Origin of the sequence: Mesorhizobium sp. B2-1-3, assembly GCF_006442495.1 — a bacterium.
Classification (GTDB): Bacteria; Pseudomonadota; Alphaproteobacteria; order Rhizobiales; family Rhizobiaceae; genus Mesorhizobium.
Window position 1 is genome coordinate 1 of record NZ_VFWL01000034.1, and the last position, 21,895, is coordinate 21,895.

Consider the following 21,895-nt stretch of genomic DNA (forward strand, 5'->3'; position numbering starts at 1 on the left):
GCCGGCGTCTCAGGAGATCAGCAGCTTCAGTGCCTCAAATCCCCGAGCCGTCCAGCTGCTGGGCGTCGTCGCCTTCCCAGGGCGAGGGCATGGAGGCGCGGGCGAGGTTGGCCGAGGGCATCGGCATCCAGCATTTCAGCTCGGGCTCGGCATATTCGACGATGCGGCCGGGCGAGGAGTCCGACGCGCGCCAGCCTTCTTCGCCGAACTGGTCGCCATCCGACCAATAGGCGAGGTCGACTTCCGCCGGCCCCTGCTCGGACGGCCGGACCGTGACGAGGATCCGGCTGCCGTCCTTGGGCGCGCTTGACATGTGGCGCCAGCGGTCGGGCTCATCCATCGCTCATCCTCCTCGAGATCCATTGCCATGCTTCGAGAGGGATAGTCGCCTCGCGTCCGGAAGCGGTCAACCCGGACTTTTCGCAAAACCGGTCCTTGCGGTCGCGACCGCATTGTCGGATTCGATCGGCGCTATCCGTCCTTGGCGTGCATGCCGCAACAAGGAGCGAGGCGATGGCGAGTGACAAGGTCGGGCCGAAACCGCACGGGGCGGACGCGGAGATGAAACTGTTCTTCAGCCGCAACCCCAATCCGCGCCTGGGAGTCGCGGTGGCCCGTCACCTCGGGGCGAAGGTCGCGTTCGAATTCGCTTCGCCTATGGCGCCGGGGCAGGCGGAGCGGTTCCGCCCGCTCAATCCCAATCTTTCCCTGCCCTTGCTGGCCTGGCCTGGAGGGAGCCTCTGGGAAGCGGACGCCATAGCCTGCCGGCTTTCGCGCGACCTGGGTTCGGACTTCTGGCGCGCGGGCGACGACGAACCCGAGATGATCCGTTGGCTGAGCTGGGGCAAGGAGGAGTTCGTCAGGGCCTGCGACATCGTGCATTTCGAGCGCGGCACCAAGCAGCGCTATGGCATCGGGCCGATCGACGCGGAAAAGGTCGCGGAGGGACTGGAACAGTTCCACAGGACGGCGCCGATCCTCGAGGCGGCACTTGGCCGGCGGCCATGGCTGGCCGGGACTTCGGTCTCCTATGCCGATTTCCGCATGGCGACGTTCCTACCCTTCAACGACGCCGCCCGCTTGCCGCTCGGCGACTATCCCCAAATCGAGCGCTGGTATCGCCGGCTCGAAGAGATCGAGGCCTGGCGCGATCCGTTCCAGGGGCTGGACGCGCCCGCATTGGCACCGGTCCCCCCGGACGGTGATGCCCGCGTGAGACGACGCGGGAGCGGTCGACCAGGCTTCAGGGCTTGAATCGCGATTCCGCTTCAACTGCTTGTTTTCACGTGCATCCGAAACGATTGCGCGCTTGTCATGCGATCGTTCAGCCCGCCGGATGTTGCATCAGGCAGGCAGCATTCGCACAACTGTGCGCAACGCCCAACTGGCGGCCATCGGCGCTCGACGCTTTGCAATCGGATTGATAAGTCCCTCTGCGAAGGAGCGGCTGAGTCTGACATGACCGTTGCGATCGAGATGGGACAGACGACCGCCGGCGCGCCGGCGGCGCTGGACCTTGAGGAACTGCTGGCGACGCGGCTTTTGGTGCAGGGCAATTCGGGCTCCGGCAAATCTCATTTGTTGCGCCGGCTGCTGGAGCAGAGCGCGCCCTGGGTGCAGCAGACCATCATCGACCCCGAAGGCGACTTCGTGTCGCTGGGCGAACGCTTCGGCCATCTGGTGATCGATGCCGAGGAACATACCGAGCGCGGGTTGCAGAGCGCCGGCGAGCGGGCGCGCATCCACCGCGTCTCCACGGTGCTCAATCTCGAAGGGCTCGACGCCGAGAACCAGATGCGGCGCGCCGCCGCCTTCCTCGGCGGGCTGTTCGAGGTGGCGCGCGACCATTGGTATCCCATGCTGGTGGTGGTGGACGAGGCGCAGCTTTTCGCGCCGGCGGTGGCCGGCGAGGTTTCCGACGAAGCGAGAAAGCTTTCGCTCGGCGCCATGACCAATCTGATGTGCCGCGGCCGCAAGCGCGGGCTTGCCGGCATCATCGCCACGCAGCGCCTTGCCAAGCTTGCCAAGAATGTCGCGGCGGAGGCTTCCAATTTCCTCATGGGCCGCACCTTCCTCGACATCGACATGGCGCGCGCGGCCGATCTGCTTGGCATGGAGCGGCGGCAGGCGGAGGCCTTTCGCGACCTGGAACGCGGACACTTCATGGCGCTGGGCCCGGCGCTGTCGCGCCGTCCGCTCGGCCTGCGCATCGGGCCGACGGATACGAGCCCGCGCAACGGTACGCCGCGGCTGATGCCGCTGCCGGAAGCGGCATTGGAGGACGCCCGCGCGATCATCCTGGCGGCACCGCCGCCGGAGGCCGTGCGGCCGCAGCGGCGGGTGACATCGCCGGACCTGCTCGACCAGCTGATGGCGGCGAAGTCGGCGGCGCTGGAGATCCGCCCCGAACCGGCCGAGCCGGCGCCCAGCGCCGAGGACCTGGCGGAGCGGCGCGAGCGGATGGACCGCATCCTGCGCGCCATATTGGCGGAGCCCGACGCGGGCTTCCGCGTCATCGGCGTGCTCTACCAGGAGTTCGTGGTGCGCTGCCGCATCGAGGGGCTGGCGTCGGTCGTGCCCGATCTGCAGGAGTTCCGCCGCATGCTGACGCGAGCCCGCGCCGGCGTGGGTTCCGATATGGCCGAGGACGATGCGTGGCGCGACGTCTCCGTGCGCGCTTCGCTGCTGCCCGAGGACATGCAGGGCGTGTTCATGATGATCGCCCGCGCGGCAAAGGAAGGCTGGCCCTGCCCGAGCGACGCCACGATCGCCCGCGCCTATGGTTCGCACTCCATGCGCCGCGCCCGGCGCCTGCTCACCTACATCGAGGAGCAGGGCCTGATCGTGTGCCAACTCGACGGTACCGGCCGGCGCACCGTCACACTGGTGGAACTCGCCTGGGCGACGGCGCCGGGCGACCCAAATGCGGCGCCGGGCGACCGCAACGCGGCGCCGGGCGATCCCAATACCGAGGAGACGGAGCAGGGTAGCCTGGCGCTGTGATGGCGTGGGCGGGACGGTTGCGGTTGTCCACTGGAACATAACGAGAACATGTGATACTCTATCGCATCGGTGAGTCTTGCGCGGTACGGTCGAGGGCGATGGGAAAAATTTCACAGATTCGTGGGTCGAAATTGCCTGCCGTCTTGCGCTCGGTGGCTGATGCATTGCGAGCGGCGCGCGCGGAGCTGTCGAAGGCTCGCCTTCTGGCACGCGCATGGTGCGAGACGATCGACGAATGCGACCGCGAAACTTATGCGGTTTCGCTGACCCGGCGCGCGCTGGAGGCCTTGTCGGCGGCCCTCGGCATTTCTCCGGCGATCTGCCCCTCGCTCGCCTTCGAAACGGAAGCGCTGGACGAGCCGGCCTCCGCGCTTGCGCACAGCATCGGAGAGACCGCCGCGCGGCTGCCGATCCTCGAAGCGCTGCATCTCGTCACCAGCCTCTATCCGGTCCTGCTGCCGACCAGGGAGCGCGGTGAGCGCGGTGCCTTCTACACGCCGCCGGCGCTGGTCAACCGCCTGCTCGACCAGGCCGAGGAAGAGGGCCTGGACTGGCGCAGCGCGCGGGTTCTCGATCCCGCCGCCGGCGGTGGGACGTTTCTGTTTCATGCCGCGCACCGCATGATCGCCGCGCTCGGCGATTGCGAGCCCGCCTTCGCGCTCAGCCATGTCGGCACCAGGCTTGCCGGTTTCGAGCTCGATCCTCTCGCGGCGCGGCTGGCGCAAGGCGCCCTGGAGATCGCGCTCGCCGATATTGCGACCAGGACCGGGCGCGCCGCCCCGGCCATGGTGACGGCCTGCGACACGCTTGAAGCCGATCCGGAACCCGTCTTCGATCTCGTCGTCGGCAATCCGCCCTATGGGCGGGTCTCGCTGCCGTCGCAATTGCGCGAGCGCTATGCGCGCGGCCTCTACGGGCACGCCAATCTCTACGGCGTTTTCACCGATGCCGCGTTGCGCTGGACCAAGCCTGGCGGCCTTATCGCCTTCCTGACGCCGACAAGCTTTCTCGGCGGCCAATACTACTCGGCGCTGCGCAGCCTTCTGGCCAAGGAGGCGCCGCCCGTCGCGATCGACTTCGTGCATGCGCGGCGCGGCGTTTTCGAGGATGTGTTGCAAGAGACGCTGCTTGCCGTCTACGTCAACGGCGCCGAGCCGCGGCGCGCGCAGATCCACTACCTGACCGTCGCCTCCGAGACCGAGGCCGGGATTGCCCGCAACGGCACGATTGGCTTGCCATCCGACCGCGCCATGCCCTGGCTTGCGCCGCGCACGCCGGAGCACAGCCGGCTCATCGCCCAGGCCGAGACGATGACGCATCGCCTTGCCGACTGGGGCTATGGGGTCTCGACCGGCCCGCTGGTCTGGAACCGCTTCAAGGGTCAATTGCGCGATCGCGCCGGCGGCAAGGGGGTGCATCCGTTGATCTGGGCCGAAGCCGTGACCGCCGACGGCCAGTTCGCCTATCGCGCGCGCAAGAAGAACCACGCTCCCTACTTCAAGCTGGAGGCCGGCGACGGCTGGCTGCTTGTCGAGGCGCCCTGCATCCTCGTCCAGCGCACCACCGCCAAGGAACAGGCCCGGCGCCTGATTGCCGCCGAACTTCGCCAGGAATTCATCGATGCGCATGGCGGCGTCGTCGTCGAAAACCATCTCAACATGGTCCGCGCGACCGGCAGCACGAAGGTGCCGGCGGCGGTCGTGGCGGCGCTTTTGAACAGCCGTGTCGTCGACGATCTTTTCCGCTGCATCAGCGGCAGCGTCGCCGTTTCCGCCTTCGAGCTGGAAGCGCTGCCGCTGCCGCCGCCCAAGAGCACCAGCACGTTGGCGAAGCTCGTCGCAGCCGGTGCGACGCGCGACAGGATCGAGGCGGAATGCAGCCGCCTCTACGGTGAGCCTGCATGACGGCACGGCCGCCCTATGCGACGCGCGATCTTGTCGCCGGGCGCTTGCCGCTGATCTTTCCGGAAGGCACGCCGAACCGCATCTATTGCATCCGCGAACTTGCCGCCAGCACCGTGTTCGCCGCTCTCTACATTGGCGCCGTCGAGGGTTCGGGGCGATTCCTGGGCCCTGTCCATGTTTATCGCATGACCCGCGAGCAGGCGGCGCTGGCGGACGATGCAGATCGCGATGCCTACGCCGCAACCGTCCTGCGCAAGAACGGCGCCGTCGCGGGCTCGCGCTGGTACGCGGACAATACGCGCGAGCCCATCCGCGACGAGACGCTGCGGGACGGGCTGGTGGCGATCGGCGCCGTGCTGCGTCGCGAGGATCTGCCGACGACCTCGGGCCAGCCCCGCTACGCGCTGAGGGCGGCGTTTGCAGCCCTGTTCGACCCGGCGCTGGAAGGCGAGGCGCTGGAAACCGCCATCTCGGAGTTCCAGGAAACGCATCTCAGCAAGGGCGCGCTGGCCCGCGTGACCATCATGCGCGCCGGCGCTGTCGCCAACACCGCCGGCATCCGCGTCACCTTTCCGAACGGCGACACCAGGCTTTTGGCGCCGGGACCGAGTTCGGTCATCGCGCAAGCCGTCATCGAGGTGTTCGCCAAACGGTTTCTCGCCGCCCCTGCCATGTTGTGGCTGAGCGAGAGCGGCAACAAGGTGGTCCTGCGCGACGACGCCATCGCCAGTGCGATCGGCCTCAAGATCGAGGCCGACAGGAACTTGCCCGACATCATCCTCGCCGATCTCGGCCGCAAGGAGCCGTTGATCCTGTTCGTGGAAGTGGTGGCGACCGATGGCGCGATCACGGATCGCCGGCGCGATGCCCTCCATGCTGTCACGGACGCGGCCGGTTTCGACCGAAAACAGATCGCGTTCCTGACCGCCTATCAGGATCGCCAGTCCGCCGGCTTCAAGAAGACCGTCGCGCAGCTTGCCTGGGGCTCGTTCGCCTGGTTCGTCTCCGAACCCGGCCAACTCCTCGTGCTTCATGACGGCGCGGCCGACGGGCGTCCATTCGGCAGCTTGCCTTGGACAGTGATGTAATAACGCTTCCCCAGCGTCACTAGGACAGCCGGTCGATACACGGATTATCCGGTGTTGCGCTCCGTTGGCGGCCTAGCCTGCTATGTTTAATGTTGGAGTTATTGTATAGGAATAAGGTCTGGCGAATAGCACTTCGTTTGTTGGGAACGAGTAGCATTTCGTTTGATGGCGAGGGGAGCGCCAAACGATGAAGTTCAACTTCGATGGACCTCCAGTGGATGAATCCGAGGCTGACATCCCGCTCGCCTGCCAGCGCCAATTGTTGCCTCTCGTGGGCGAAATCGTCGAGGCGGCTGTCGCGGCCGGCTGGGACAAGGATGATGTGCTTCTGGCTTTTGTGGAACTCGCGTGGGATCTTTACGAAAAAGGTCGCGGGGACCGCAATAGACGGCCGTGAACGACTGGCTCCGCGCCGCGCCGTTGCGTGCCACTGATGCCGAACAACGCTGTCGAACCACAGGGCCGACACAGCCTCGCATGTGAACTCCTCCTTCGTGACCGATGCGTTGCCGGCTTACGCCCGGGCCGACGAATCCGGAAGCGAAGATCCGTCAAGGCTCTTCGCTATTGACAGAAATGCTGCTGAACTTCCTTCGACGGTCAGTTCTTCTTTCTTATCTCGAATAAAGAATTTTCTTTGCGCGTGGAAGTTCTTTTCAATTCGAGGCGTGTGCGTTACGTTGATTCCGGGTCAGGGGAAGGGGATACCAAGCGGCGGTAAGCCGGCTGAGGCAACACGTATGAAACATGCGGGCGGGGCTCGGGAAAGCGGCGATTCCCAGGGCGTCGATCAAGAGCGGACAGCTCGATACGTCCTGGATATCATTCCGGAAAGTGCTGGTCCCAGAAGAGCCACCGCCCGCGGAAGCGTCATCTATTCCGTCCGCAGTCCGGGATCGCAGAAATTCCTGGCCAGGGAGCATTCCACGGGGATTGTGCTGAGGCCGGCACGCAAGCTGAGAGCCTCGCTCGGCAGTGACAGGATCACGCAGTACGATGCGCCGGTCGGCTGTCTCGTCGTCAATCCGGCGGGCGTCGACAGCACGCTGGCCTGGTCGCAGACCAGGGAGAACGCCGTCGTTTCGATCTCTCCCGAAGCGCTGTCCGAGCTGGCGGCCCATGAGTTCGACCTCCCGGACGTCAAGCTCGAGCCGCCCGCGTTCGGCACGGTTGACCTGAGGGCGCTCAACATAGCCCAGATGATCACTGCCGAACTGACCGACAGGCTGCCGCCGAACGAGCTCTATCTGGACTCGCTGCTGACGGTGTTCGGGGTGCATCTGCTGCGCGGTTATACGGGTCGCAAGAGGCAGGCCGCGTCGCCCAAAGGCGGGCTCTCCGCCGTTGGCGCCCGACGCGTGCGAGAGTATCTCGACCAGAACTTCGTGCGGAAAGTCATGGTCGCCGAGCTCGCGTCGGTCGCGGGGGTGTCACCAAATCATTTCATAGCAAGGTTCGCCGGGACATTCGGCATGCCGCCGCATCGGTATCTGATCAACCTGCGCCTCGATCTCGCGGAAAAGCTGCTGGCCGGCGGAGAGTTGCCGATTGCCGAAGTCGCCTACCTTGCCGGATTTTCGGATCAGAGCCACCTGGCCGCGACCATGAAGAGATACAGGGGAAGGACGCCAGGCGGGCTGGTGACGCTTTCCGCAGGAATTGAAAGCCCGACCATGGCAAAGTAGCAACAGCTGCTGGCCAGCGATCCAAGACCGGAATTTCCTACAAGGCTTCCGGAGTTTTTCAAAATACGTCCGTCACCACCTGTGCCCCAAGCTTTGCTGGAGTCATTTGGAATGCCATTCAGTTCGCGCATTGCTTGCCATCCGGCCGGATCGATCACATGAGCGGGGTTGGCGATGCGGGCCCGCTTCGATCAATCACGAATTGTTTTTCAGGGGAACGGGGAGGGAGGCCTCGGGTTGAAGTTCATCTGGGAAATATCGGGAGGCCGAAAAATGCCGGGCGATGATGGTCCCCCCGGATCGGTATCCGGAGCCAATTCGGCCCGGCAGCCGCTGCTCAACGTGAAGGGCGGGCTTTCCGCCCGCAGTGCGCGCAAGGTGCAGGAGTTCCTGAACGAGAACTTCTCGCGCAAGCTGGCGCTTGCCGAAATGGCCGCCGTCTGCGGATTTTCATCGTACCACTTCGTGCGCGCCTTCTCCAGGACGTTCGGCATGCCGCCGCATCAATATGTTCTCGATCTCAGGCTGGACTTCGCGGAAAGACTTCTTGCCGACAGCCGCATGACCATCGCCGACATCGCCCATCTGAGCGGGTTTTCGAGCCAGAGCCACTTCACCACCATGATGAAGAAATACCGGCAGATGACGCCGATGCAGGCGCGGGCGGGCAAGTTTAACGCAAAGATTAGATGAAGCCGCGCTCTCGTCGTTATTTGATTACTTGATTTTAAAGCAGTTGCTAAGGTAACGAGCCGTTAACCTCCGCGTATATGCTCGTATCTTTTCTCACAAGACAGCAATTTCGTGAAATACCGCGAAGGGGAATCATGTCTTCCTGCTGTGGAGTGGAAGTGTCAGACATTTCGTGCCGGCCAGCGGGGAGGGAACCATGACCGACAATCATATTTCGGGCGGCCATATTTCGGGCGGCTCGCTCCTTGTTCAGCGCCGTGCGGCGCATTTCGCCAGTCACTGGATCGCGAATGGCGATCCTCGGTCCCGTTCGGCCCGGCGCCGCTTGATGGCGGTCCTGCGCATGGCGCATCGTGCGCTGGGCATGGGGCGCAAGCGCTTGGGGCTGGGAACGCTGGGCGTCGGCGGGGCGCTCGGGACAGCCGTGACGCTGGGCGCCTTCGCGATCGGCATGGCCGCGACGCCGGCTCAGGCGCAATATCAGGCCGGCGGCGGTTCGGCGACCGCTCCCGAGGCCATCGCGGTCGGAAACGGCTCAAACGCCAGCCTTAACTGGGCCATAGCGCTCGGCTTCCAGGCCCAATCGACGGCGCAATACGGCGTCGCCATTGGTCGCACCGCGTCGGCCACGGGCACCGGCGGCGCAGTGGCGATCGGCTCCGGTACGATTTCAAACAATATCAACACGGTAGCGATCGGCGTCGCCGCGGGTGCCACTGGGGCCGGGGCCAGCGCGCTGGGTACCAACGCCCAAGCTTCGGGAGGGAACTCCACCGCAGTCGGTGTCAGCGCCACGGCCAGCAACAACTATGCGTTCGCCGCTGGCTACGGGTCCGTAGCCAGCGGGCTGCGCAGCACTGCGATTGGGCAGTTCGCAGGGGCGTCCGGGCTGGACGCTGTTGCACAAGGCACCAGCACCGTTGCGAACAGCCAAAATGCCGTCGCCGTCGGCTTCCAGTCGACCGCAACCGCGATAAACGCCGTCTATCTCGGCTCGCGCACCGCTGCCGGGACGGGAGCCTTGGCCCAGAGCGCCATTGCTATCGGTACGGACGTGACGGCGTCTCAGGTCGACACCACCGCAATCGGACGCCAAAGCAAGGCAACGGGAACGGGCGCCACGGCGATGGGTAAGAACGCCAGCGCCTGGGGCAACCAGTCCATTGCATTCGGTGTGGGCGCGCAGGCAGGCGTGCAGGCCGACACGGCCGTGCCCAACAGCATCGCCATCGGCACCAGCGCGCTTGCGAATAAGAACAACGCGATGGCGCTCGGCACGCTGGCCAATGCCACGGAGGACGGTGCCATCGCCATGGGCTCCTCTACCAACGCGACAGCCACGCAGGCCGTGGCGCTTGGCGTTTCCGTCAACGCCACTGGCGCCGGCGCCACCGTGGTGGGCAGCGCAGGCTCCACTGCGTCCGGCGCCTACTCCATTGTGGTAGGCGCCACCAGTACCGCGAGCGGAGCCAATTCCATCGCCATCGGCCCCTCGACCAACGCGACGGCGGCTAACACCATTGCCTTGGGCGCCAGCGCCAAGGCGGATTCCGCCGAAGCGGTCGCCATGGGCACCAATGCGGTGGCGACCGGCGGCAAAGCCGTCTCCATCGGCTCCGGCAACACCGCCTATGGCGACGGCGCGGTGTCGATCGGCGATCCGAGCTATGCCAGCGGCACCGGCGCCTTCACCGGCGGCGCCAACAACATCGCCAACAGCGACGGCACGGCGACCGCCACCGCGGCCAACATGGCCAACGGCGCCGTCGCGATCGGCAACAGCAACAAGGCGATCGGGCAAGGTTCCGTGGCGCTGGGCAACGGCTCGACGGCGGGCGCGGCCGGCCTCGCCGGAAATGTCGCGCTCGGCGATGGCGCGACGGCGGCGGCAAGCTCCGGCGACGTGGCGCTCGGCTCGGGCTCGGTGACCACCACGGCGGTCGGCACGGCCAGCGGGGTGGTCAACGGCACCACCTACGCCTTCCAGGGCACCAACCCGACCTCGACGGTCAGCATCGGCGCGGTCGGCGCGGAACGCACCATCACCAACCTGGCGGCTGGGCGGATCAGCGCGCTCTCCACCGACGCCATCAACGGCTCGCAGCTCTTCGCCACCAACCAGGCGGTCGATGCCATCGGCGCCGTCGTCAACAACATCAATGTCGGCGGCGGCATCAAGTATTTCCATGCCAACTCGACGCTGGCGGATTCGCAGGCGCTGGGAGCCGATTCCGTCGCTGTCGGCCCGAATGCGGTCGCCAACAATGCCGGCGATGTCGCGATCGGCCTGAATTCGACGTCGGGCGCCACGACCAATGTCGGCGGCACGACGATCGGCGGCGTCAACTATACCTTCGCCGGCGGCACGCCGGCGGGCGCCTTCTCGGTCGGCTCGGCCGGCGCCGAGCGCCAGATCCAGAACGTCGCGGCCGGACAGTTGAACGGCGGTTCGACCGATGCCGTCAACGGCTCGCAGCTCTTCGCCACCAACCAGCAGGTGACCCAGAACACGACCGACATTGCCAATATCGGCGCTGGCGTGACCAATCTCGGCAACACGATCAACAACATCACCGGCGACACGTCGACCGTCTTCACCGACGCCAATGGCGAAGGCATCCGCTATGCCCGTACCAACGAGTTCGGGCTGGCGCAGACCGATTCCTTCGCCCAAGGCGTCGGTTCCACGGCGGTCGGCTACAATGCGACCGCGACCGGCGTCAGCGCGCTGGCGCTCGGCCGCGACAGCAATGCCAGCATCGACGGCGGCGTGGCGCTCGGCTCGGGTTCGCTCTCCGATCGTCCGATCGCTCCGGCTACCGGGCAACTGCCCGCCGGCCCATCCAACTTCATCGAGTACAACACCACCGACAAGGCGCTGCTCGGCGCCGTTTCGGTCGGCAACGCCACCTCCTACCGGCAGATCACCAATGTCGCCGACGGTACGCAGGACCAGGACGCGGTGACGGTGCGCCAGCTCGCCGGCGCCATCGCCGCCGTGTCGGCCACCTCGACCAAGTATTTCCATGCCAATTCGGTGGCGGCCGACTCGCTGGCGGTCGGCGCGGAATCGGTCGCGATCGGTCCGACCACGGTCGTCAACGGCGATAACGGCATCGGCATCGGTAACGGCGCCATCGTCGACCAGACGGCGCCCGGCGGAACCGCCATCGGCCAGAACGCCCATGTGATGCTGGCGGACGGCCTTGCCTTCGGCACCAATTCGCTCGCCTCCGGCATCCAGTCGGTGGCGCTCGGCGCCGGCGCCCAAAGCACCTTCATCAACAGCGTGGCGCTGGGCGCGCAGTCCATCACCTCGGTCGGTGCGCAGGCCGGCTACGCGGCCTTTGCCCTGACCGCTCCGCAGACCTCGGTGGGCGAGGTGTCGATCGGCGACGCCGGAGCTGAACGCAAGCTCACCAATGTCGCGGCGGGCTCGGCCGACACCGACGGCGTCAACGTCTCGCAGCTGCGCGGCGTGTCGCAAAACGTGACCAACCTGTTCGGCGGCACCACCACGCTCAACCCCGACGGCTCGATCACCGGGCCGACCTACACCGTCCAGGGCAACACCTACACGACCGTCTATGACGGGCTCACGGCGGTCGACAATGCCTTGACCACCATCAGCAATGGCGGCGGCATCAAGTACTTCCACGCCAATTCGTCGCTGGCCGACAGTATCGCCGGCGGCACCGACGCCGTGGCGATCGGGCCCGAAAGCGTGGCGAGCGGCAACGACAGCCTGGCCGCCGGCCATGGCTCTACGGCTACCGGGGCGGGCGCCGTCGCGCTCGGCCAGGGCGCGCAGGCCAACAACGCCAACGATGTGGCGCTCGGCTCCGGCTCGGTGACGCAGACCGCCGTCGGCACCTCCAGCACCGTCATCAACGGCAAGACCTATGCCTTTGCCGGCACGACGCCGACCGGGACAGTCAGCGTCGGCGATGCCGGCGCGGAGAGGACGATCACCAATGTCGCTGCCGGACGGATCGCCGCCGACAGCACCGACGCGATCAACGGTTCGCAACTCTTCGCCTCCAACCAGGCGATCGAGGCCCTGCAAACCGGCGTCGGAAATCTCAACCAGAATGCGGTGACGTATGACACGCAGGGCGGCGCCAAGACGAACACCATCACGCTGCAAGGCGGCGACGTCAACGCGCCGGTCGTCATCTCCAATGTCGGACCCGGCGTCGCCGGCACCGACGCGGTCAATGTCAACCAGCTGACCAAGGGCCTGGACACCGCCATCAGCACATCCAACAGCTATACCGACAAGGTGGCGGCCACGACCCTGCAACAGGCCAACGACTATACCGACCAGAAACTCGGCCAGCTGAATTCGGACATCAGCGGCATCCGCGACGAAGCCCGGCAAGCGGCGGCAATCGGCCTTGCCGCAGCCTCGCTGCGCTACGACGACCGTCCCGGAAAGCTGAGCGTCGCGGCGGGCGGCGGCTTCTGGCGGGACGCCAGCGCCTTTGCCTTCGGCGCGGGCTACACCAGCGAGGACGGCCGCATCCGCGGCAACGTCTCGGGCACGGCGGCGGGCGGAAATGTCGGTGTCGGCGCCGGCCTGAGCTTCACGTTGAACTGAGGCGGGAATGAACGGGGCAACCAGCCGTCATGCCCGGCTTTTCCTCCTGACCTGCCTGGCGCTTGCCGGCGGCCTGTCCTTGGCCGCCGCGCAAGCGACCGCGCCCTACAGGATCAAACCGTCCGACGTGGTGGTGCCGCCGGAGGTGAAACTGGGCCAATACCAGCGCACCATCCGGCCCTTCGAGAACTGGACGCTGATCTGCGACGAGAACCTCAAGGCGCGCAAGAAGGTCTGCAATGTCTCGCAGGTGATCGAGGACGGGGCCGGCAGGATGGCCTTCAGCTGGTCGCTCGCCGCTACGCAGGACGGCAAGCCCTACATGATCCTGCGCACCGCGCCGAACGCCAAAAGCGACGGGCTGGTGTCGCTGAAGTTCGACGGGCGCGACCCGATCGACGTCCACTTGAATGGCTGCAACGAAGTGGTCTGCGTCGGCATGCTGCCGGTGGGGCCCGTCATGCGCCAGCAGATAGTGCAGAAAGCGACGCCGGCCATCTCCTACCCGACCGTCGACGGCCAGACGATTACCGTGACCGCAACGCTCAAGGGGCTGTCCGAGGCCCTTGCGCCAATCAAATAACCGAGGCAGCACCGTGAGCCAGCAAGACCCGTTCATCTCCCCAGCGCGCGGCCCGAGCGTGGAGCCGGACCGCAAGAGGATCGTCGAGCCCGATCGCAAGAGGGTCGCCGAGCCGCAGCGGCGGTGGCCGCGCGTCCTAGCCTTCTCGCTGCTGGGGCTGGCCATGATCGGCATCGGCTTCGCTGCCGCCAACTATGCCGCGATCGCCGGTCTCGTCGGCACCCCGACGGCCGCACAGGCCGGGACCGCGCCGCCCGCATTGCCGGACTCGCCTTTCCTCGAACATGTCAAACAGGCCGGCGTGCAGGCCTGCTCGACGATCTTTCCCGTGCTCGGACAGGTTCTGACGACGGGCTCGAAATACAGCGTCAAATCCTTGTGGAACGACCAGGCCGCCGACAAGCACGCCGTGCAGGCCCTCGTCGGCATGGATTATGCGACGGAAAAATACAGCGGACCGGCCGCCGGCGTGGTTTTCGCATCGCCCACCGCTTCCGGCTGCGAAGGCGCGATGGTGCGGGTGGCGCCGTTCGCCAGCCCGTGTTCGGAGATCCCGTCCGTTCTTCCGCAAGGCAGCAAGATCACCGACCATCTCGGCCAGGTCGAAGTGTATGAACTGGGCGGCAATTCGGGTGAAGCGCTTCTGCTGCCGACCGGCAATAGCTGCGTGGTGATTTCCATCGCGTCGGCGTCGAAGTGAGACACGGGATAGGCGAATGGGCGAGGGCTCCTGGAAAGGATTGCAGACCATGATATCGCGACGTCTGGCAGTTTTGTGCATGGCCCTGCTGTGGAGCGGGCAGGTTGTCTCGGCCGACCTTGTGGCGCCGCCGGAGCCGGAGCCGAAGGAGGAAAAGGGCATCTGGGGGGCGATCGCCTATTCCAGCATCGATACCAAGCACGGCTTCTTCTGGGGCGCCGACAAGCGCCAGGAGGCGAAGGACGCCGCGATGAAATATTGCGAGAACGCCGGCGGCAAGGGCTGCACTGTTGTCACGGTGTTCCGCAATCATCGCCATTGGACAGACGACGACGAGACGGGCTTTCCCTACAAGCACTGCGGCGCCCTGGCCGTGGCTAAGGAGAAGCAGAGCGACCGGCTGACGCCCTGGGGCGCGAACTCCGCCGAGACCCGCAAGGACGCGGAAGATCTCGCTCTGCATGCCTGCGAGGCGGCGGGAACCGAATGCAAGATCCGCGAGTGGGTCTGTACCTGAAGCGCGCCGCGCTCACACGGCGCGCTTTGGAATTGCTTTTGCACGCTGCGTGAGGCAGATGACCATGCCCGCGGCCCCGAAAATCCCATCCGGTTTTCGGGGCCATGCGCGTGAACCCCGAAAGAGAAAGTCGCCATCGTTGTTTGACAGATTTGTTCTTCTGAAGGCGGCCGCAATCTGCGCGGCGGCGCTGGCCGCATCGAGTGCCTGTGCGCAACAACAGCAGGCGGCCACGCTTCCAAACGGCGCGTCGTCGCTCCGGGAGACCTATCAGGACTGGAGCCTGGCCTGCACCATCCAGGACAATGCACGCGCCTGCTCGGTTTCGCAGGACCAGACGCAGAAGAACGGCCAGAGGCTGCTGGCTGTGGAGCTGCGCGCGGGACCGAAGGGTGGATTGACCGGAACCCTGCTTCTGCCGTTCGGCATCCTGTTCGACCCAGGCGTGACGATCCAGATCGACGACCAGCCGCCCCTCGGCCAGTTGCGGTTCCGCACCTGCCTGCCGAACGGATGCGTGGCGCAGTTTCCGATCGACCGGGCGCTGGCGCAGAAGCTGAAGGCGGGCGGCGTATTGACGCTCAACGTCGTCACCGACGCCGAGACCAAGCTCAACTTCCCCGTCTCCCTGAAAGGCCTCGGCGCCGCCCTCGACCGCGTCGCGGCGCTGAGCGGGCGCTGAGGCGGGACGAAGTCGGCTTTAGTCCAGCTCGCGCGGCCTTTGGGCCGCAGCGCCGGAGCCCCACAAGGCGCGCCTGAGCAGGTTCCGTCCGCCCTTGCGCGGGACAAGATTGATATCGCTGACAAGCTTTGCGCCGCCCTCGCGCCGCTCCAATGTGATCTTGCGGCTGTGGAAGGCTTCCAGCTCGGCGCGATGCGCGACGCTTATGATGGTCACCTTCGGTAATTCATGGATGACCGTCTCCATCATCTTGTCCTGGCTCTTCTCATCGAGCGCAGACGTCGCTTCGTCCAGAACGACGATATCGGGATGATGCAGCAGGAGGCGCGCGAAGGCGAGCCGCTGCTTTTCGCCACCCGACAGGGTCTGGTCCCAGGGCGCGTCTTCCTCGATCCGGTCCTTGAGATAATCGAGCCCCACCTTGTCGAGGGCGGCGTTGATCTTCTCCAGCGTCCAGTTGTCGGCGGCGGCCGGATAGGCGACCGCGCGGCGCAGCGTTCCGGAGGGGATGTAGGGACGTTGCGGCAACATGAACAGCCGCCTGCCGGGGTGGAAGTCGACGCTGCCGCCACCCCACGGCCAAAGGCCTGCGACGGCCCGCACCAGCGTGCTCTTGCCCGAACCGGATTCGCCGGCCACCAGCACCCGCTCGCCAGGCTCGATCTCGACCTCGGTTTCCTTGACCACGCCGGTGCCGTCGTCGAGCGACACCGAGAGATTGTCCAGGCTGAGCATCGCACCGTCTTCGGTTTCGCCGTGCCTGATGCGGCCCAGCGCGTCGCTGCGTTCGGCGCGCTCCAGCCCGTCAAGCGACATCATCAGCGAGGCAATACGCCGTGCCGAGGCGTTCCAGTCGGCGAGGCGGGGATAGTTGTCGACCAGCCATCCGAACGCGGCCTGCACGATGGCGAAGGCTGAGGCAGCCTGCATGATCTGTCCAAGGGTCATGCTGCCTTCGAGAAATTTTGGCGCGCAAAGCAAGATCGGCACGACCGGCGCAAACAGGCTCGACCCCTGCGACACCAGCGCTGTGCGCATGTGCTGGCCTGTCAGCAGCGCCCATTGCCGGAGCACCGTGCCGAACGTCTTGTCGATGCCGCTGCGCTCCTCCTCCTCGCCGCCGAGCAAGGCGATGCTCTCGCCGTTTTCGCGCACGCGCGTCAGCGTGTAGCGGAAATCGGCTTCCGCTTGGTTCTTCTGCTCGGAGAGCCGCACGAAATGGCGGCCGATGACCACCATCGAAGTGGAGGTGATGGCGGCGTAGATCACCGCGGTCACGACCAGGAAGCCGGGAATGGTGACGCTCCAGCTTCCGATCGGCAAAGTCAGCGCCCCGCCGATCGTCCACAGCACCACGATGAAAGTGGAGGCCGACAAAAACGCGTTGATCACGCCGGAGATGAAATCGACGGGCGATTCCGTGGCGATCCGCAAATCCTCCGCGATGCGTGCCTCGGGGTTCGTGTGGTCGCCGCCCACGAGGTTCAGCTGATAGTAGCGGCCGCTTGCGAGCCAGCGCGCGATGATGGCGGTGGTCGACCAGGAACGCCAGCGGCGCTGGATCGTCATGCGAAGGTAGACTTGCGCGACGACAAGGCTTGCGCTTCCAACCACGAGCGGCGGGAACACGGCGCTGAGCACATAGACGGTGTGGGCGTTGCGCTGCTCGATGGCGTCGAAGATCGAGCGGTTCCAGATGTTGATCCCATACTGGAAGCCGACATTGATGCATATCAGCATCAACAGCCCGATCGTGAACGGCCAGGCCAGCTTGTCGCCGCGCGTGCTCCAGTAGCCGCGCGCGCTGATCCAGAAGCGCCTCAGCAGGTATCGCTTGCGCGCCTGCTCGGCCTCCTGCGGCGTCAGCTCCGGACCGGGTTCGATGGCCCCGGGCGGCGGCGCAGCCTCGCCCACGACCTCGGACGCAACTTCGACTGTCGAGGCCTTCTCCTGGTGCGACTTCTCTGCCTTGCGCCGCCTGGCGCCGTCGACCGTTTTCGGCATGAGTTCAGCCTCGGATGTAACGGCGACAACGGCCTAAAAATCAAAAAGTTTCACCAGGCCCGCTCCAGACGGCGCCATGGGTCTCCCCGTGCTCCCCTGCTCGACCCGCGATGCCGCCAGCCGCCGCTGGACAATTCGCCAGCCGGCGGGCCCGTTTAGCGACGGTCTCCTCGCAGCCGGAACGAGACCGTGTGCTTGGAACCAATGATGGGCGAGACTGTTTAGCCATGAACTTCGATGCGACGCCGACGTCCCGGCCCGGTCGGGTGAGCAGCGACCTTGAGGAGCCCCTTGTCATGAAGATTTCGTCCAGATTTCGTTCAGTCGCCATCGCCGTCATCACTGCCGCGGGCGTTGGCTTTGCCAGTGTCGCGCACGCCGACACCGGAACGATCCGCTTCTCCATCTACAAGGCGGCCTTCTTCATCGGCGGCGCCGGAGGCGAGGGCACGCTGACCTTCCATGGCCGCCGGTATCCGATCTCGGTCGGCGGCATTTCGGGCGGCCTCGCCTTCGGTGCCTCCAAGACCTATTTCCGGGGCACCGTGCGCCATATCAAGCGCGCCCGGGACGTGACGGGTGTGTACGGCGCGGCGGGCGGCGGCGGCGCGCTCGGCAAGGGCGCCCAGGTGATCGTCATGACCAACGACAAGGGCGCCCAGCTCGAGCTCACGGGCAGGCAGGTAGGGCTGCAAGTCAACGCCGATCTCAGCGGCATGAGCATCACGGTGAAGTGAGGGCGATCACTGCGTCGGTGTTTCCAGGGATGAGCCGGCGGCCCCTCCCTACCGCTCCTCCACGATCCGCAGATAGGCCGCCGTCACGAACAGCACGATCAGGCCGAACAGGATCCTTCTTGCCCCCTCCGGCATCTGCAAAATCGTCAGCAGCGTCGTCAGCACGGTCAGGATCAAGGCACCGATGATGGTGCCGGTATAACCGCCGCGGCCGCCGAAGATGGAGGTGCCGCCGATGACGGCGGCGGCCACGGAGGGCAGCACCAGCGGTTCGGCGAGAGACAGGGAAGGGGCCTTGATCAAGCCGATATAGAGCAGGCCGGTGATGCCGGCGAGCAGGCTGGAGAGGACGTAGAGCGCGGTGATGACCTGCCAGTAGCGCACGCCGGAAAGGCGGGTCGCGCGCTCATTGTCACCGACGGCGTAGAGCAGGCGGCCGAAACCGGTGCGGTTGAGGCCGAAGACGATCAGCACCGCGACGGGGACGAACAGAAGCAGCGCGTTGGGAAACCCTGCGGTCACGCCGGTGCCGAGCCAGGCGAGGAAATCGGGGATCTTGGCGCCCGAGGCGATCACCGTGCGTTGATAGACCTGCAGGAAGCCGGTGCCGATCAGGCTGGTGCCCAGCGTCATGATCAGCGGATGGACGCGGAAGACGCCGACGCCGATGCCGTTGACGAGGCCGATCAGCACCGCCGGCATCATCGCCAGGAGGAAGGCCACGGCTGGCTCCTGGTTGACGGCTTGCGTAGCCATGATGAAGGCGCTCATCGTCGCCACCGTGCCGACAGAGAGATCGATGCCGCCGGTCAGCATGGTCATGGTCTGGCAGCCGGCAAGGATCGCCAAGGGAATGGCGAATTTGATGGTGTTGGCGATCCAGCGCTCGTTGACGATGCCGGGGCGCAGGATCTGCAAAATCACAACCAGGATGACCAGCAGGATGACCAGCGGAATCAGCGGCCGGTCGGCCATGAAGCGTTTGACACGGCGGCCGAAGGGGACGGGTTGGGGCGTGATCGCTGACGTGCTCATGGGGTGGCTCTTGTCTGCAAATGTAGCGCCCTACGGCGGCCCCCTCTGTCCTGCCGGACATCTCCCCCTCTAGGGGGGAGATCGGATGGGGTGACGGCTTTCGCAAATTGTCGGCGTTGCAAGAATGAGCGAGACGCCGAAGCTGCCAATCTCCCCCCTTGAGGGGGAGATGTCCGGCAGGACAGAGGGGGGCGCCGTAGAGCGCTATGCGCCAATTCATTCTCCCTCATCATTGCCGACCCCGCATCGTAATGAAAGCCCCGAACATCACCACGGCGACCATGATCAGGCCCTCGATGATGGCGGTGACGTTGGGGTCGATGGCAAGCAGGGTGAGGTCGGTGCGCACCAGGCGCAGCACGAAGACGGCGACGATGGGGCCGAGCAGGCCGCCCTTGCCGCCGCCCAGCGCCACGCCGCCCAGCACCACGGCCGCGACGCTGGCGAGCAGATAGGGGCCGGGAATAGGAGCGCCGATGCCGGTGCTCATGGTCAGCGCCAGGCCGCCCATGGCCGCGAACAGGCCCGACAGCGCATAGGCGATGATGCGGGTGCGCTTGACCGGCACGCCGCTGCGGAACGCCGCCAGCTCGCTCGAGCCGATGGCGTAGATGGACAGGCCGAGGCGCGAGCGCCGCAGCGGTATCCAGACGATGCAGAGGCAGATGATCAGCACCAGCAGAGCCTTCGGCAGCCAGGCGTCGATGTTCTGCGGCAGGCCGGGTATCGGGACCGTGCCTGAAATCATCGCCTTCAGCCATTCGGCGGCGGCGCCGCCCGGCGCGCCGAGCACCAGAAGGGCCGCCCCTTGCAGCACGAACAGCATGGCGAGCGTCACCACGATGTCGGGGACGCGGGTGACGACAATGAGCAGGCCGTTGAGCGCGCCAAGCACAAAACCCATGGCCAGCACGAAAGGCACCACGAACAGCGCGTATTCTTCCGAGGCGCCGGCCATCATCGAGGCGGCGGTGACGCTAGTCAGCGCCATCATGGCGGCGACCGACAGGTCGATGCCGCCGGCGATGACGACGACGGTCTGCGCGGCCACGGCAAAGGCGTAGGGCAAGACGGCCCGCGCCAGCGAGCCGAAATCGCCGCTGCCATAGCCGGGCTGGATCAGCTTGGTGACGACGAACAGCACGATGAGGAGGGCGAACAGGCCGGCGACCCAGCCCTGGCGGCGCAGGAGATGGCTCATGGCGTCGCCTCCGGTGCATCCGGGGCATTTGCTGTGGGGTCCGCCAAAATGCCGATATCGGCCTTGACGCCGCGCGGCAGGCCGTAGGCGGCGCGCATCAGTGCCGGCTCGTCCGCCTCCTCGACCGGGAAGATATCGACGACGCGGCCGCCGAAGATGACGATGACGCGATCGCAGACGCGTTGCACCTCTTCGAGTTCCGAGGTGTAGAACAGCACCGACTTGCCGTGGCCGGCGAGCTCGCGCAGCAATTTGTAGATCTCCTGCTTGGTGCCGACATCGATGCCGCGCGTCGGGTCGAAGCACAGGATGGTGCGGGCGTCCGCCGCGATCCAGCGTGCGATGGTCACCTTCTGCTGGTTGCCGCCGGACAGGCGCTGCACCTCGCCTTGCGCGCGGGTGTCGATCTGGAGGCGCGCGATGGCGCTCGCCACCGTGGCGCGCTCCTTGCGCATGGCGATCGGCCCCCAGTTGCGCAAGGCGGCGCTGAAGGGCAGCGCGATGTTCTCGCGCACCGAGCGCTGCATGGCGAGGGCCTCGGAGCGGTCGCCCGGCACATAGGCGATGCCGGCGCGGATGGCGTCGATCGGATGGGTGAATTTCGCCGGATGGGCGTCGACCTCGATCGTGCCGCCGGACGGTTTGATCGAGCCGGCAAGGGCGGCGAACAATTCATCCTGGCCCTGGCCTTCGAGCGCGACGACGCCGGCGACCTCGCCGTCGGCGAGCTCGAAGGAGACGTCGTTGAGCTTGGTGCCGACGCGCAGATTGCGCACGGCGAGACGCGGGCGGGCAGGGACCGATGTGGCGGCCTGGCCGGCGGCGCGGGCGGCCACCTTGGTCTTCTCGATGCGGGCGCCGAGCATCAGCTCGACGATCTTTTCCTCCACGCCGGGCTCGATGTCGAGAACGCCGACGGTCGCACCGTCGCGCAGCACGGTGGCGCGGTCGCAGAGCGCCGAGATCTCGACGAAGCGGTGCGAGATGAAGATCACGGCGCGGCCGCTGTCGCCCTGGCGACGCACGACTTCCAGCACTTTTTCAGCGAGGTTGGCGGGGAGCGCCGCGGTCATCTCGTCGAGCAGCAGCACGTCGGGCTCGACGGCGAGCGCCCGCGCCAGGTCGAGCACGCGCAGCACCGCCAGTGGAATGTCGCGCGCGGTGTCGCGCAGGTCGAGGTCGGGAATGCCAAGTTCGCGCACCCAGGCACGGAACGGCTCGACGGGCGTGCCGGTGAGCCGCAGATTGGACAGTATGTCGAGATCGGGGATCAGCGACGGTTCCTGGTAGACCGGCAAAAGGCCAGCGCGGCGCGCGGCGGCGGGCGAGCGTATGTCGCGCGCCTCGCCACGGATCAGGACGCGCCCGGCCGAGGCAGGGACCGCGCCGGTCAGGATCTTCACCAGCGTCGACTTGCCGGCGCCATTGGCGCCCATCAGGGCATGCACCTCGCCCGGCAGGAC

Annotated in this window: 18 protein-coding genes; 13 read left to right on the forward strand and 5 right to left on the reverse strand. The window is 66.2% G+C overall.

Translation table 11 applies throughout. From position 1 onward, the window contains the following. Positions 1–34: 34 nt before the first annotated feature. Entirely contained in the window at positions 35–340 is a 306-nt protein-coding gene (locus FJ973_RS30510; RefSeq protein ID WP_140500102.1) for a hypothetical protein, read from the reverse strand. 221 nt (positions 341–561) lie between these two features. On the opposite strand from FJ973_RS30510, the gene FJ973_RS30515 reads away from it, so the two are divergent. From FJ973_RS30515 to FJ973_RS30570, 12 genes are all read left to right on the forward strand, one after another. After that, positions 562–1,254 carry a glutathione S-transferase family protein gene (locus tag FJ973_RS30515; protein ID WP_140558904.1) on the forward strand — a complete coding sequence of 231 codons (693 nt, stop codon included), beginning with the start codon at positions 562–564 and terminating at the stop codon, positions 1,252–1,254. 204 nt (positions 1,255–1,458) lie between these two features. Beyond that, complete coding sequence (locus tag FJ973_RS30520) at positions 1,459–3,003, forward strand: ATP-binding protein (protein ID WP_246675984.1); 1,545 nt, start codon at positions 1,459–1,461, stop codon at positions 3,001–3,003. A gap of 131 nt (positions 3,004–3,134) precedes the next feature. Further along, positions 3,135–4,907, forward strand: coding sequence for an N-6 DNA methylase (locus FJ973_RS30525; RefSeq protein ID WP_226880582.1), 1,773 nt, complete (start codon positions 3,135–3,137; stop codon positions 4,905–4,907). Continuing rightward, entirely contained in the window at positions 4,904–5,995 is a 1,092-nt protein-coding gene (locus FJ973_RS30530) for a BsuBI/PstI family type II restriction endonuclease (protein WP_140558894.1), read from the forward strand. Before FJ973_RS30525 ends, FJ973_RS30530 begins: the two co-directional genes overlap by 4 nt. 187 nt (positions 5,996–6,182) lie before the next feature. Continuing rightward, the gene (locus tag FJ973_RS30535; RefSeq protein ID WP_140558895.1) at positions 6,183–6,392 is read left to right on the forward strand and encodes a hypothetical protein; all 210 of its coding nucleotides are present in this window, start codon (positions 6,183–6,185) and stop codon (positions 6,390–6,392) included. Between the two features lie 97 nt (positions 6,393–6,489). Continuing rightward, positions 6,490–7,680, forward strand: a complete 1,191-nt coding sequence (locus tag FJ973_RS30540; RefSeq protein WP_224655996.1) for an AraC family transcriptional regulator — start codon at positions 6,490–6,492, stop codon at positions 7,678–7,680. Between the two features lie 273 nt (positions 7,681–7,953). Next, positions 7,954–8,373 carry an AraC family transcriptional regulator gene (locus FJ973_RS30545; RefSeq protein ID WP_246675986.1) on the forward strand — a complete coding sequence of 140 codons (420 nt, stop codon included), beginning with the start codon at positions 7,954–7,956 and terminating at the stop codon, positions 8,371–8,373. A 196-nt stretch (positions 8,374–8,569) separates the two neighbouring features. After that, on the forward strand, positions 8,570–12,973 hold the full coding sequence (locus tag FJ973_RS30550; RefSeq protein WP_140558897.1) for a YadA-like family protein: 4,404 nt from the start codon (positions 8,570–8,572) through the stop codon (positions 12,971–12,973). Positions 12,974–12,980: 7 nt separating this feature from the next. Next, positions 12,981–13,556 carry an invasion associated locus B family protein gene (locus FJ973_RS30555; protein ID WP_140558898.1) on the forward strand — a complete coding sequence of 192 codons (576 nt, stop codon included), beginning with the start codon at positions 12,981–12,983 and terminating at the stop codon, positions 13,554–13,556. Positions 13,557–13,569: 13 nt separating this feature from the next. Further along, on the forward strand, positions 13,570–14,256 hold the full coding sequence (locus tag FJ973_RS30560) for a hypothetical protein (protein ID WP_140558899.1): 687 nt from the start codon (positions 13,570–13,572) through the stop codon (positions 14,254–14,256). Between the two features lie 49 nt (positions 14,257–14,305). After that, positions 14,306–14,773: a DUF4189 domain-containing protein gene (locus FJ973_RS30565; RefSeq protein ID WP_140558900.1), complete on the forward strand. Its 468-nt coding sequence runs from the start codon at positions 14,306–14,308 to the stop codon at positions 14,771–14,773. A 58-nt stretch (positions 14,774–14,831) separates the two neighbouring features. After that, complete coding sequence (locus FJ973_RS30570; RefSeq protein ID WP_246675987.1) at positions 14,832–15,455, forward strand: invasion associated locus B family protein; 624 nt, start codon at positions 14,832–14,834, stop codon at positions 15,453–15,455. Positions 15,456–15,473: 18 nt separating this feature from the next. On the opposite strand, the gene FJ973_RS30575 is transcribed toward FJ973_RS30570, so the two are convergent. Continuing rightward, the gene (locus FJ973_RS30575) at positions 15,474–17,459 is read right to left on the reverse strand and encodes an ABC transporter ATP-binding protein/permease (protein WP_140558901.1); all 1,986 of its coding nucleotides are present in this window, start codon (positions 17,457–17,459) and stop codon (positions 15,474–15,476) included. A 296-nt stretch (positions 17,460–17,755) separates the two neighbouring features. On the opposite strand from FJ973_RS30575, the gene FJ973_RS30580 reads away from it, so the two are divergent. Beyond that, positions 17,756–18,196: a hypothetical protein gene (locus FJ973_RS30580; protein WP_140500175.1), complete on the forward strand. Its 441-nt coding sequence runs from the start codon at positions 17,756–17,758 to the stop codon at positions 18,194–18,196. A gap of 48 nt (positions 18,197–18,244) precedes the next feature. Here the strand turns inward: FJ973_RS30580 and FJ973_RS30585 are convergent, their stop codons facing one another. The 3 genes from FJ973_RS30585 to FJ973_RS30600 form a co-directional block, all read right to left on the reverse strand. Next, positions 18,245–19,231, reverse strand: coding sequence for an ABC transporter permease (locus FJ973_RS30585; RefSeq protein ID WP_140500083.1), 987 nt, complete (start codon positions 19,229–19,231; stop codon positions 18,245–18,247). Between the two features lie 229 nt (positions 19,232–19,460). Then, complete coding sequence (locus FJ973_RS30595; protein ID WP_140558902.1) at positions 19,461–20,432, reverse strand: ABC transporter permease; 972 nt, start codon at positions 20,430–20,432, stop codon at positions 19,461–19,463. Then, a partial coding sequence (locus FJ973_RS30600) for a sugar ABC transporter ATP-binding protein (RefSeq protein WP_140558903.1) occupies positions 20,429–21,895 on the reverse strand: 1,467 nt, incomplete at its 5' end. The genes FJ973_RS30595 and FJ973_RS30600, both read right to left, overlap by 4 nt.